The 11,905-nt window shown below is 70.1% G+C and carries 13 protein-coding genes; 10 read left to right on the forward strand and 3 right to left on the reverse strand.

All coding sequences use genetic code 11. From position 1 onward, the window contains the following. The first annotated feature begins 67 nt into the window (after positions 1–67). From DEJ49_RS20765 to DEJ49_RS20805, 9 genes are all read left to right on the forward strand, one after another. Positions 68–712: an HAD family hydrolase gene (locus DEJ49_RS20765; protein ID WP_150185509.1), complete on the forward strand. Its 645-nt coding sequence runs from the start codon at positions 68–70 to the stop codon at positions 710–712. A 140-nt stretch (positions 713–852) separates the two neighbouring features. Beyond that, entirely contained in the window at positions 853–1,599 is a 747-nt protein-coding gene (locus DEJ49_RS20770; RefSeq protein ID WP_223832922.1) for a VC0807 family protein, read from the forward strand. Positions 1,600–1,655: 56 nt separating this feature from the next. Further along, complete coding sequence (locus tag DEJ49_RS20775) at positions 1,656–2,873, forward strand: MFS transporter (protein WP_150185510.1); 1,218 nt, start codon at positions 1,656–1,658, stop codon at positions 2,871–2,873. Beyond that, complete coding sequence (locus DEJ49_RS20780; RefSeq protein WP_150185511.1) at positions 2,824–3,999, forward strand: acetoin utilization protein AcuC; 1,176 nt, start codon at positions 2,824–2,826, stop codon at positions 3,997–3,999. The genes DEJ49_RS20775 and DEJ49_RS20780 overlap by 50 nt, the downstream gene beginning before the upstream one ends. Positions 4,000–4,128: 129 nt before the next feature. Beyond that, complete coding sequence (locus DEJ49_RS20785) at positions 4,129–4,944, forward strand: phosphatase (RefSeq protein WP_150185512.1); 816 nt, start codon at positions 4,129–4,131, stop codon at positions 4,942–4,944. Positions 4,945–5,076: 132 nt separating this feature from the next. Further along, entirely contained in the window at positions 5,077–5,286 is a 210-nt protein-coding gene (locus DEJ49_RS20790; protein ID WP_157869005.1) for a helix-turn-helix domain-containing protein, read from the forward strand. Between the two features lie 147 nt (positions 5,287–5,433). Further along, complete coding sequence (locus DEJ49_RS20795; RefSeq protein WP_003948845.1) at positions 5,434–5,532, forward strand: 30S ribosomal protein bS22; 99 nt, start codon at positions 5,434–5,436, stop codon at positions 5,530–5,532. A gap of 175 nt (positions 5,533–5,707) precedes the next feature. Further along, complete coding sequence (locus tag DEJ49_RS20800; protein WP_150185513.1) at positions 5,708–6,763, forward strand: NAD-dependent epimerase/dehydratase family protein; 1,056 nt, start codon at positions 5,708–5,710, stop codon at positions 6,761–6,763. A 14-nt stretch (positions 6,764–6,777) separates the two neighbouring features. Continuing rightward, the gene (locus DEJ49_RS20805; protein ID WP_150185514.1) at positions 6,778–7,848 is read left to right on the forward strand and encodes a lysophospholipid acyltransferase family protein; all 1,071 of its coding nucleotides are present in this window, start codon (positions 6,778–6,780) and stop codon (positions 7,846–7,848) included. 82 nt (positions 7,849–7,930) lie between these two features. Here the strand turns inward: DEJ49_RS20805 and DEJ49_RS20810 are convergent, their stop codons facing one another. From DEJ49_RS20810 to DEJ49_RS20820, 3 genes are all read right to left on the reverse strand, one after another. Next, complete coding sequence (locus DEJ49_RS20810; RefSeq protein ID WP_150185515.1) at positions 7,931–9,184, reverse strand: DUF5667 domain-containing protein; 1,254 nt, start codon at positions 9,182–9,184, stop codon at positions 7,931–7,933. Between the two features lie 238 nt (positions 9,185–9,422). Beyond that, positions 9,423–10,211 (reverse strand): ECF subfamily RNA polymerase sigma factor, BldN family, encoded by a 789-nt coding sequence (locus DEJ49_RS20815; protein ID WP_150185516.1) that lies wholly within the window; start codon positions 10,209–10,211, stop codon positions 9,423–9,425. Positions 10,212–10,547: 336 nt separating this feature from the next. Beyond that, positions 10,548–11,501 carry an HAD family hydrolase gene (locus DEJ49_RS20820; RefSeq protein WP_150185518.1) on the reverse strand — a complete coding sequence of 318 codons (954 nt, stop codon included), beginning with the start codon at positions 11,499–11,501 and terminating at the stop codon, positions 10,548–10,550. 103 nt (positions 11,502–11,604) lie between these two features. Between DEJ49_RS20820 and DEJ49_RS20825 the strand changes: the two genes are divergently transcribed. Beyond that, positions 11,605–11,880, forward strand: coding sequence for a glutaredoxin family protein (locus tag DEJ49_RS20825; protein WP_150185519.1), 276 nt, complete (start codon positions 11,605–11,607; stop codon positions 11,878–11,880). The last annotated feature ends 25 nt before the right edge of the window (positions 11,881–11,905 follow it).

An 11,905-nucleotide genomic window follows, 5' to 3' on the forward strand; every position in this document is an offset into this window, starting at 1 on the left:
GCACCGTTTGGTGCGGGGGTTTTCTGCGTTCCAGGGGCAGTCCACGTAAAAGGCTTAGGGTCGGGATATGCGATACGACCTCGTCATCTTCGACAACGACGGTGTCCTGGTGGACAGCGAGCCGATCTCCAATACGATCCTGGCCGCCTATCTGACCGAGCTCGGGCACCCCACCTCGTACAAGGACTCCTTGCGCGATTACATGGGGGGTGCCATGCACCGCGTACACGATCTGGTTCTCGAGCGGAGTGGGCAGCGGCTTCCCGAGGACTTCGACGAGGTATTTCACGGGCGGGTGTTCGCCGCGTTCGAGCGGGAGCTGCAGCCCGTGGACGGTGCCGTGGAAGTGCTGGAGAAGCTGACCGGGGACGGTACCGCGTATTGTCTGGCCTCTTCCGGGAGCCACGAGCGGATTCGGGTCGGGCACCGGAAGGCCGGGCTCGACAAGTGGTTCGGCGAGGACCGGGTCTTCAGCTCGCAGGACGTGGGGCGGGGCAAGCCGGCGCCCGACCTCTTCCTGTATGCCGCCGAGCGTATGGGCGTCGCGCCGGAAAAGTGTGTCGTGGTCGAGGACAGTCCGCTCGGGGTGCAGGCCGCGATCGCCGCCGGAATGGATGTCCTCGGGTACACCGCCATGACGCCCGCCGAACGGCTCGTGGGGGCGAATGAACTCTTCAGTGATCTGCGGGAGTTGCCTGACCTGCTCGTATGACGGCGGCCGGGTCGCAGGGCTGACATTTGTCACGAGGAGCTCCGGACGATCGTTTCTGTCGGCGGGTGGGTCGTGGAGGCGAAGCTGAGGTCGTCGCGAAGGAACCCGACACACACCGCAGCCCGACGGAGGAACCGACCATGAGCCAGCTCGCCACCGACGCCCCTGTCGCGGTCCAGCCCCGTAACCACTCCGCCGATGACGCCGGCGACGTACGCAAAGCGCGTGTCGAGTCGCTGAAGCCGCTCGTGCTCGACGCGCTCGTGCCCACCGCCTCGTACTACCTGCTCAGCAAGGGGTTCGGGATGGGCACCATGGCGGCGCTCGCCTGGAGCAGCGTCGTTCCCGCCGGGCGGACGGCGTGGGGGCTGGTCAAGGAGCGGCGGGTCAACGGGCTCGCGGCGCTCATCCTGACCGCCAACGTCGTCGGGCTGCTGATGAGCCTGATCGCCGGGGACCCGCGGCTGATGCTCGCCAAGGACAGCGCCATCACCGCGACCGTGGGCATCGCCGTCCTGCTGTCAGTGGTGGCCGGGCGGCCGTTGATGACCGCTGCTTTGAAGCCCTGGGTGACCAAGGGGAAGGCGGAGCGGGTCGAGGCCTGGGAGCTGCTGAGCGCCGGGCGGGGGCGGTTCGTGCGCATGGAGCGGATGTTCTCGGTCGTGTGGGGTGCGGCGCTGTTCGGGGAGGCCCTGCTGCGGGTCGTGGGGGCCTACACGCTGCCCGTCGACACGATGGTGTGGCTCGGTGGGGTGATCGCGGCCGTGACGATCACGCTCACCATGTCGGTCAGTGGCGGCCTGGTGGTCGCGCCCATGGAGAGGATGGTCGGGGAGACGGTCGAGAAGACGGCAGGCGCGTGCGCCGAGGGGCGCGACGGCTGCTGAATTGGTTGAGTGATCCATCTACCCACGGGTAGTCCGGGGCCCTACGCTCTCCAGCCATGACCGAATGGCTGCGGCGCGGCAGGGCCTCGCTGGCGTTCGCGTTCCTGGTGCAGGGCGTGACCTTTGCTCTGCTCGTGACGCGGATCCCGGCGATCCAGGACCGGTACGGGATATCCGACGGGCTGCTGCCCCTCTTCCTCGCGGCGGTGCCGATCCTGGCGGGGGTCGGGAGCGTGGGCACCGAGCAGCTGGTCAAGAAGGTGCCGCCGAGCTTGGTGCTGCGGTGGTCGCAGCCCGTCGTGCTGCTTGCGCTGCTGGGGGTGGGTGCAGGCGACGCGCTGTGGCAGGTCGCCGTGGCGCTCGGGGCGTTCGGGTTCGCGGTGGGTGCGCTGGACGCCTCCATGAACATGCTCGGGGTGAGTCTTCAGCGGGCGTACGGGCGGAGCATCATGCTCGGGTTTCACGCCGCGTACAGCCTGGGCGGGATCGTGGGGGCGTCGCTGGCCTGGGCGGGGGCGCACTGGGACCTGTCGCTGTTCGTCTCCTATGTGCCGGTCGTGGGCGTGCTGCTGCCGGCCGCGTTGATCGGAAGCCGGTGGTACGTCGACGCGGAGGGCGCCGAGGCGGGGGCGGCCGAGGCGGGCGGGCGGGGGCACGGCGTCGTCTTCAAGGTGCTGCTTCCGCTCTGCCTGGTGATGACCTTCGCCTATATCGGGGACTCGACCGTCTCCAACTGGAGCGCCAAGTATCTGGAGGACGTGCTGGGGAGCTCGGAGGAGGTCTCCACCGTTCCGTACAACGTCTACATGGTCATGACGCTGGTGGGGCGAGGGCTCGGGGATCTGGGGGTGCGGCGCTTCGGGGCCGTGGCGGTGGTGCGGGCCGGGTCCGTGGTGGCGGCGCTGGGGTTCGCGGTCGTGGCGGTGGCGCCGGGTGCGTGGGTCGGTATCGCCGGGTTCACGGTCCTCGGCCTCGGGCTGTGCGTGATCGTTCCGCAGACGTTCGCCGCAGCGGGGAGGCTGTTCCCGGGGGCCTCGGATGCGGCCGTCGCGCGACTGAATATCTTCAACTATGTGGGCTTTCTGATCGGTTCGCCGCTGGTGGGAGCACTTGGGGACGCCTGGAACTACCGCGGGGCCATGGTCGTTCCCATGGTGTTGGTGCTCTTGACCTTGCTGTATGCCCGTTCCTTCGCCCCGGGACCGGACCGGTACGGTGACGGGCATGAGTGGCCGCGCACAGCTGATGTGGGACGAGGCAGTAACGGGCTATGACTTCGGCCCGGGTCACCCGATGGACCCGGTCCGGCTCGGGCTGACCCGAAGTCTGGTCGGCGCCTTCGGGCTCGACCGGGATCTGGAGGTGGTCTCGGCCAAGCGTGCCGGTGACTCGACGCTGCGGCTCGTGCACCGCGGGGACTACGTGGACGCGGTGAAGGCCGCTTCCGTGGATCCGGCGTCCGCGCGGGGGGAGTACGGGCTCGGCACGGAGGACGACCCGGCCTTCGCCGGGATGCACGACGTGTCGGCGCTCATCGCGGGTCAGTCCGTCGGCGCGGCCGAGGCCGTGTGGCGCGGGGACGCGCTGCACGCGGTGAACTTCGCGGGCGGACTGCACCACGCGATGCCCGGCGGCGCCTCCGGGTTCTGCATCTACAACGACGCCGCGCTGGCCGTCGCCCGGCTCCTGGAACTGGGCGCGGAGCGCGTGGCGTACGTGGATGTCGACGTGCATCACGGCGACGGGGTGCAGGCCGCCTTCTGGGAGGACCCACGGGTTCTCACGGTCTCGCTCCACGAACATCCGCGGACGCTCTTCCCGCAGACCGGCTGGCCCGAGGAGACGGGTGCGGACGGAGCGGCGGAGGGGACGGCCGCGAACGTCGCGCTGCCCGCCGGCACGGGGGACGCGGGGTGGCTGCGGGCCTTCCATGCCGTGGTGCCCGAGCTGCTCGCCGAGTTCCGGCCGCAGGTCCTCGTCACGCAGCACGGTGCGGACACGCACTTCGAGGACCCGCTGGCACACCTCGCGGTCTCGCTCGACGCGCAGCGGGCCGTGCAGGTGGCGTGCCACGAGCTGGCCCACGAGTACGCGGACGGGCGGTGGGTCGCGCTCGGCGGCGGGGGATACGCGGTGGTGGACGTGGTGCCGAGGTCCTGGACGCATCTCGTCGCCGTCGCCGCGGGGCGGCCCGTCGAGCCGACCGCGGAGATCCCCGAGTCCTGGCGGCAGGAAGTCTTCGCGCGGACGCGGCAGTTGGCGCCGGGGCGGATGACGGACGGCCGGTGGCCGGTGGACTGGAAGGGGTGGGAGTCGGGGTACGACCCCGCCGACCGGCTCGACCAGGCGGTGCTCGCCGCGCGGCGCGCCGTGTTTCCGCTGCGGGGGCTGCTGGCGTAGCGGCGCGCCCGAGACCTGGGGCGCGCCTCAGTGGAGAGGCCCGTCCCCATTGTGCCCGTGTTAGCCCAACTGTGGGGGTTTTCCGGGGTTTTGGGGACGGGTGGCCGTGGATGCGTCAGCATCGGCAGCGTGTTGAGCACCGGCGCGCTGCGTGCGCATCTGTTGGCGGCTCGGTTGGCCGGGCCCGTGGCCACCTCCCGGGAGGAGAGCCTGCGGAGTTATCGGCTCTTCGCGGCCCGCGACCCGCGGATACTTCTCGGGCTCGACCCCGAGTGGAGCTGGGGCTCGGGCGACCTGTTGCGCCTGATGTCGGACAAGTGTGGAGTGTCGGCCGATCCGCGGTGCACCTCGGGAGCCGACGTCATCGATCCGGAACGGACGTTGGCGGCGCTCGACGCCTTCGCGGAACGGCTCGCGGCCGCCGCGCGGAGGCGGCTCCCCGTGCTCTTCGGGACCGGTCACCCGCATCGGCTGCTCGGGTTCTACGCCGCGTTGGCGGACGCCTTGTCGGCGGCCGGATGTCCCGTCCTCACCCCCGCGCAGGGTGACAGTGTCGACATAACGACCCGGTTTGGCCTACGCACGTACAACCTTGACTACGTACAAGGAGTCGCGCTGGTGCGCGAACCCGGCGTGCGTCCGACCGGGAGTGAGACCGGCGCACACACCCACTCACCGCTCCCGGTTCGAGCCGCTCTGGATGCCGCGGCGGAGGCCGGCGGACCGCTTCCGGGGTTGGTCGTGGGGGACCACGGATGGGTCTGCGGAGCAGGTCAGCTGGGGTTTGAGGCGATCGGTCTGGCGGATACGGACGATCCCGCGCTGTTCGTCGGAGAGGCCGAGGGGCGGGTGTCCGTCGTCGTTCCGCTTGATGACGCTGTGCGGTCTGATTACTACCGACCGCTTACTCGCTATGTACTCAATCGAGCGTGTCTGTCACAGTAGGCGGCCGATGGCTGCTCCTCTTCCCCACTCGCATCATCCGCCCCTAGTCTGGGGAGTGAGCGCGCAGCGACGAAGAGTCACCGGAAGGGGAAGCCGGTGCCCGTCATGTGCGGAAGGTTCAGGTGGGGTGTCATGGCTGCAGACCAGAGGCCGCTGAACGAGGTTCAGTTTCTGACCGTGGCGGAAGTCGCCTCGGTGATGCGAGTGTCCAAGATGACCGTGTACCGGCTGGTGCACAGCGGTCATCTGCCCGCCATCCGGGTCGGAAGGTCCTTCCGGGTTCCGGAGCAGGCGGTTCACGAGTACCTCCGCGAGTCCTATGTGGGGGTCGAAGCAGGTTGAGCGAGGGGTCCCGAGGGCCCGTCGCGCAGGGGTCATGGCCCCTCGATTACGTCCCTCACGCGGGGACGGGTAGGCTAGGCCGACGTAGGTCGTGTGGGCCCAGTCTGCTGCCCCGCACCGAGTGAAGAGAAGTGAGCGAGGGTAGTCGTGGGCTCTGTTATCAAGAAGCGGCGTAAGCGGATGGCCAAGAAGAAGCACCGCAAGCTGCTGAAGCGCACCCGCGTTCAGCGTCGCAACAAGAAGTAGGCGACCGCTGTAACAGCGTGTTTCGAAGCCCTCCCGTCATCCGACGGGAGGGCTTCGGTGTTTTCGGCCGTCTCCGGGTGCACGGACATCACACCGCAACGTCCACCCGATAGCGTGGTCCGGAACACAGCCGACAGCGGCGCGGCGAGGGTTTGGGGAAAGGCAGGCGCTGATCTTGGGCAAGGTCGTGCTCGTGACCGGGGTGGCCCGACAGCTGGGCGGACGGTTCGTCCGGCGCATCCAGCGAGACCCGGACGTCGACCGGGTGGTCGCCGTCGACGCGGTACCGCCCGAGCACCATCTGGGCGGAGCCGACTTCGTCCAGGCCGACATCCGCCAGCCCACGATCGCCAGAGTCCTCGCCGAGCACGGCGTCGACACGGTCGTGCACATGGACGTCACGGCGACAGCGCTCGGCGGGCGCGGCGGCGGGCGCGGGTCCGTCAAGGAGACCAACGTCATCGGCACCATGCAGCTGCTCGGCGCCTGCCAGAAGTCGCCGACGGTGAAGCGGCTCGTGGTGAAGTCGAGCACCAGCGTGTACGGGTCGGCGCCCAAGGACCCCGCGGTCTTCACGGAGACGACGCCGCCCAAGTCGCTGCCCAGCGGTGGCTTCGCCAAGGACACCGTCGAGGTCGAGGGGTATGTGCGCGGCTTCGCGCGGCGCCGCCCGGACGTCGCGGTGTGCGTGCTGCGCTTCGCGAACATCCTCGGCCCCGCCGCGGACTCCCCGCTCGCCGAGTACTTCTCGCTGCCGGTCCTGCCGACCGTGTTCGGCTATGACCCGCGCCTCCAGTTCGTCCACGAGGACGACGCGGTCGAGGTGCTGCGGCTCGCCTCGCACGAGCCGCGGCGCGGGACGCTCAACAGCGGCACGTTCAACATCGCGGGCGACGGCCAGCTGCTCCTGTCCCAGTGCTCGCGGCGGCTCGGCCGCCCCACCGTGCCGATGTTCCTGCCGGCCGTCACCTGGGTCGGCTCGGCGCTGCGCACGCTCGGCGCGACGGATTTCTCGCCCGAGCAGATCCGGCTGCTCACCCACGGGCGGGTCGTCGCCACCCGGCAGATGCGCGAGACACTGGGGTTCGAGCCGAAGTACACGACCGCGGAGACCTTCGCGGACTTCGTACGCAGCCGGGGCCCCGGGCTGCTGCCACCAGGTGCCCTCGCGGGGGCAGTCGACCGGATCGCCGCGCTGCCCCTCGCGGGCGGCCACCCGAGCGCCAACTGAGGAGAGCGTCAACGATGGCGGACGCCAAGGTCATTCCGTTCGACGACGACCGGTCGCGCGGGAGCGCGCAGCGCACCTCGCGCCGCAGGTCCGCGCCCCGGCGCAAGGGCGACCCCGTGGCCGGGGTCAAGGCGCTGCCCGGGCAGCAGGAGGGCCGGCCCCAGGACGTGCAGCAGACCGCGGAGCCGCAGCCGGCGCCCGCGGAGGAGCGGGGCCGGGTGCCGGGCCCGCGGGCCGGTGGCGGCGGAGGCTGGGACCGGCGCATCGCGGGCGGCCTGGCGTTCCTGCGGCGGCGGCTGACGGGTGAGTACGAGGTCGACGACTTCGGTTACGACGAGGAGCTCACCGACCAGGTCCTGATGTCGATGCTCCGGCCCTTCTACGAGAAGTACTTCCGGGTCGAGGTGAAGGGCATCGAGAACATCCCCGCCGACGGCGGGGCGCTGATCGTTGCCAACCATTCGGGGACGCTTCCGCTGGACGGCCTGATGATGCAGGTCGCGGTGCACGACAACCACCCCGACGGCCGGCATCTGCGGCTGCTCGCCGCTGACCTCGTCTTCATGCTGCCGGTCATCAACGAACTGGCCCGCAAGGCGGGGCACACACTGGCGTGCGCGGAGGACGCCGAGCGGCTCCTGGAGCGGGGCGAGCTGGTGGGCGTGATGCCGGAGGGCTTCAAGGGCATAGGGAAGCCTTTCAGCGAGCGCTACAAGCTGCAGCGGTTCGGCCGCGGCGGCTTCGTGTCGACGGCGCTGCGGACGGGCTCGCCGATCGTGCCGTGCTCGATCGTCGGGGCGGAGGAGATCTACCCCATGATCGGCAACGCCAAGACGCTGGCGCGGGTCCTCGGTATTCCGTACTTCCCGATCACGCCCACGTTCCCGTGGCTCGGTCCGCTGGGTGCGGTGCCATTGCCGACGAAGTGGACGATCCAGTTCGGCGAGCCGATCCCGACGGACGGCTATCCGCCGGAGGCCGCGGAGGACCCGATGCTGATGTTCAACCTGACGGACCAGGTGCGGGAGCAGATCCAGCATTCGCTGTACAAGCTGCTCGTGCAGCGGCGGTCGGTGTTCTTCTAGGCCGTGTTCTTTTGAGTGTGGGTACGCGGCTGGGGGCGCCCTCCCGGTGTGGAGGGCGCCCCCAGCCGCGTACGGGTGGGGACTAGTCCGCGTCCTCGCCCTTGATGCCGAGCTCCGGGAGCTGGAGGCCGGGCAGGAGCGGGGGCAGCGTCACGTCCGGCTCTTCCGGATCGCTGTGCCGGCCGGGTTTGCTCTTGCCGTCCGAGGGCTCCGGGCTGGTCTTGTCATCCGGTGGTTCGAGGAGACCGCCGGTGGTGCCGCCGAGGAGGCCGTCGTCCTTGCGGTGCGACGTGGAGGGCTTCGGCCTGCTGTCGCCGCCCGGACCGCTGCTGTGCGAGCTGCCGCCACCGGAGGGGTGGGAGGTCCGGCCGTCGGCGCTGTCGGAGCCGCTGGGGCTCTGTGACGTACGTCCGCCGGAGCCGCCCTTCTCCGGTGCGCTGGGCAGGAGGGAGCGCAGCGGGTCGACCTCTTCGTCTATGGCGTCGAAGACGGAGTTCACCTCCTCTCCGACGTCGCCCAGCTGGACGGGCAGGCGGCCCTGGAGGTCGGTCCAGGCCTCGCGGTGCGACCGGGAGAACGCGGAGAGCGCCTGGATGGGGCCCAGGGAGCCGTCGCGTTCGTACGCCTCGAGGAGCAGGCGGTGGCCTTCCGCGGCGTCGTGCCGCATGCCGGAGAGGGCTCGCCTGACCTCGCCGAGGGACTCGTGGTCGAGAGGGCCCGATCGGCCTCGCTCCATGAGCCTGCGGGCCTCGTTCAGGCGGGTCGATGCGTGGTCCAGATAGATCTGGCCGCGGTCGGTGTCGTCGTCGGCAAGGCCCAGCTTGAAGTCCTCCATGCCGCGCTTGAGGCCGTACAACGAATCGCCGGGGAGTGCGTCGGAGCTGGCCGCGGCCACTCCGCCGAACGCGCCGGCGGCGACGCCGACCGTGAGGCCGCCCGCCGCGATGCCCTTGGACAGACGGGTGCGCGGCCGCAACTTCCGCAGGGCACCCGCTCGGTGGGCACCCTTGCGGGACCGCTGCGCGGGCACGGAAGGACTGCCGCCCTCGAGGAGCATGGCTTCCATCGCGGCCACGAGCTGGGCGCGCTGGACGACCTTGACCTCGGGGTCCAGGGCGGGCTTGGGCAGCGCGTCGAGACCGTCCGCCAGGGCCAGCAGGTGGCTCTGCTCGGACGGTTCGGCGCGGCCGGTGGTTTCGGGGGACTCCACGGGTGCGGCCGCGGGTACGGGCGCGGAGTCCACGGACTGCTCGGCCGCCGGACCCTGGTCGGAATGCTCCTCCAGGGCCTGGGCGAAGGCGTTCGCCCGCCGGTGGGCCGATACGTTCGCGATCACTGGCGGCACCTCCTCTCGTCAAGACGGTCGACTCCCCAGGGGGTCCTGAGGGTTGCATGTCCTGACCATTTCCACACGATCGAGTGAGCGGAGCCAGCCAGGTAGCGACCACAGGGAGCCTGCATCCCGCACAACGAGCGTCGCGGCACTTGGGTTACGGACGAAAGATGATCGGACCGCGACAATTCCGTGACGCCCATCTGGCCGCCACGGAAGGTGAGTTGGGCGCTACGGAGCGCTAACGGGCATCGTCGGGCAGGAGTCGGGCGAGCGTGCGCACCGCGCGGTACTGGAGGGTCTTGATCGCGCCCTCGTTCTTGCCCATGACCCGCGCGGTCTCGGCGACGGAGAGGCCCTGGAGGAAGCGCAGGGTCACGCACTCCTGCTGCTGGGGGTTGAGGCGGCGGACGGCTTCGAGGAGTGCGGCGTTCGAGAGGGACTCCAGGACGGAGTCCTCGGGGCTGCGCTCGACTTCGTTGGCGTCGAGCATTTCGCCGGTGGTCACCTCGAGGCGGAATCGGCTCGATTTGAAGTGGTCGGCGACCAGGTTGCGCGCGATCGTGACCAGCCAGGCACCGAAGTCGCGGCCCTGCCAGGTGAAGGTGCCGATGCGGCGGAGGGCGCGCAGAAAGGTCTCACTGGTGAGGTCCTCGGCGGTCGCCTTGCCGCCGACGCGGTAGTAGATGTAGCGGTAGACCGTGTCGCTGTACTGGTCGTAGAGGCGTCCGAAGGCGTCGGACTCGCCGGCCTGGGCGCGTTCGACCAGGTCCATCATGCGGGCGCTGTCGCTGTCCGCCGCGGGGCGGCGGGGGGTGGGGGCCGAGGTGGCGGCAGCGGAACGGGCCCGTCTGCTGACTGCCGCACCGCCGTTCGCCAGGGCATAGCAGGGCCCGGCGGGTGCGGGGACGGCAAGGGCGGGGACGGCGGGGACGGCGTACGCGGTGGGGACGAAGCCGCGCAAGCGGTCGATGACCGTTGCGCGCAGCGTAGCCAGGCCCGAGGCGTCAACCCCGACGTGTGGGTACACGGGACTCCCAGAGGCAGAGCTTCCATCACGTGCAGTGCGGGACCGTTCACCCGTCGTAGCGACGCGCGGGGTCCCTTATGCGTCTGAGGAGAATAACGCTTCGTACAGGCAGCGCTACACCCAGTTGCTCAAATCATCGATTACGTCGCTTCTGTAACCGATTGACGCCCGTTCAAGTACCGCAGAGTGACCAACTGTTGATCGAATCAGTTCACATTCCGTGTCGGCCTGAGGCGTGTTGTGGCCGAGTGCTACCGGCGTGACTGGCGGGAGGCGTGGCGGGGTAGGACCGACGGAATGCTCGGGCCGGGGCGTGCGCGGGGTCGAAATGCGACGTCAGTGGCGGCGGCGGTGCAGGGCCACGGCCGCGGCCGCGCCGCCCGCGAGCGCGCCGACGCCGGCGGCGGCCGGGATGCCGACCTTCGCGGCCTTGCGGCCCGTGCGGTAGTCCCGCAGCCGCCACTCCCGCTCACGGGCGTGCTTGCGCAGCTTGGCGTCGGGGTTGATCGCGTACGGGTGTCCGACGAGGGAGAGCATCGGGATGTCGTTGTGCGAGTCGCTGTACGCGGCGCAGCGGCCCAGGTCCAGGCCCTCGGCGGCGGCCAGGGCGCGGACGGCCTCGGCCTTCGCGGGGCCGTGCAGCGGCTCGCCGACGAGCTTTCCGGTGTAGACGCCGCCGATGGACTCGGCGACGGTGCCGAGAGCGCCGGTCAGGCCGAGGCGGCGGGCGATGACCGTGGCGATCTCCACCGGTGCGGCGGTGACCAGCCAGACCTTCTGGCCCGCGTCGAGGTGGGCCTGGGCGAGGGCGCGGGTGCCCGGCCAGATGCGCTCGGCCATGTACTCGTCGTAGATCTCCTCGCCGATGGACATCAGCTCGGCGACCCGGTGGCCCTTGACGATGGACAGGGCGCTGTCGCGGGCGTCCTGCATGTGCTCGGGGTCCTCGACGCCCGCGAGCCTGAACCAGGCCTGCTGCCATGCGAAGCGGAACAGCTCCTGGCGCTCGAAGAACTTGCGCTTGTAGAGGCCGCGGCCGAAGTGGAAGATCGCGGCGCCCTGCATCACGGTGTTGTCGAGGTCGAAGAAGGCGGCGGCCTTGTCGTCGCCCACGACGGGGAACTCCGGTTCCCGCTCGCCTTCGTCGGGCGCGGCCTGCGCGGCGAGGGCGTCGAGCTCCTCCTGCTCCTGGGAGGACTTGCGCGCTGCCTCAGCCGAGGCCTCGCCTGCCAACACGCTCCGCGCCGTGGCGGAGCGCCTACGGGGGGTGAGCCATCCGAGAGCGGCCATGCCGTGAGCATAGCCAGTTTGTTCGGTGGTTCCGGAGTCGGGTGGAATCGGGCCTGTGAACTCTCCGTGTCCGGGCCGTTGGAGGGCGGGCGAGAATGGCGGCATGAGCCCGATTTTTCGCCGTACGAAGAGAAAACCGCAGGAGCGTCTTGTCACCCTCATCGGGAAGCCGGGGTGCCATCTGTGCGATGACGCACAGTCGGTGATCGAGAAGGTCTGCGGGGAGCTCGGCACTCCGTGGGAGAAGAAGGACATCACGCAGGACGAGGAGCTCCATCGGGCCTACTGGGAGCAGATCCCGGTCGTTCTGGTGGACGGGGAGCAGCACACCTTCTGGCGCGTGGACGAGGCGCGGCTGCGTCGCGAGCTGGCGGAGTAGGGCCTGTGCCGGAGTCCCCGGGGAG

The organism is Streptomyces venezuelae (assembly GCF_008642335.1).
Taxonomy (GTDB): domain Bacteria; phylum Actinomycetota; class Actinomycetes; order Streptomycetales; family Streptomycetaceae; genus Streptomyces; species Streptomyces venezuelae_F.

What these genes read in the sequence shown, in the direction of transcription:
- DEJ49_RS20765 (WP_150185509.1), top strand. Translation starts at nt 68, where the DNA reads ATGCGATACGACCTCGTCATCTTCGACAACGACGGTGTCCTGGTGGAC.
- DEJ49_RS20770 (WP_223832922.1), top strand. Translation starts at nt 853, where the DNA reads ATGAGCCAGCTCGCCACCGACGCCCCTGTCGCGGTCCAGCCCCGTAAC.
- DEJ49_RS20775 (WP_150185510.1), top strand. Translation starts at nt 1,656, where the DNA reads ATGACCGAATGGCTGCGGCGCGGCAGGGCCTCGCTGGCGTTCGCGTTC.
- DEJ49_RS20780 (WP_150185511.1), top strand. Translation starts at nt 2,824, where the DNA reads ATGAGTGGCCGCGCACAGCTGATGTGGGACGAGGCAGTAACGGGCTAT.
- DEJ49_RS20790 (WP_157869005.1), top strand. Translation starts at nt 5,077, where the DNA reads ATGGCTGCAGACCAGAGGCCGCTGAACGAGGTTCAGTTTCTGACCGTG.
- DEJ49_RS20805 (WP_150185514.1), top strand. Translation starts at nt 6,778, where the DNA reads ATGGCGGACGCCAAGGTCATTCCGTTCGACGACGACCGGTCGCGCGGG.
- DEJ49_RS20820 (WP_150185518.1), bottom strand. Translation starts at nt 11,501, where the DNA reads ATGGCCGCTCTCGGATGGCTCACCCCCCGTAGGCGCTCCGCCACGGCG.
- DEJ49_RS20825 (WP_150185519.1), top strand. Translation starts at nt 11,605, where the DNA reads ATGAGCCCGATTTTTCGCCGTACGAAGAGAAAACCGCAGGAGCGTCTT.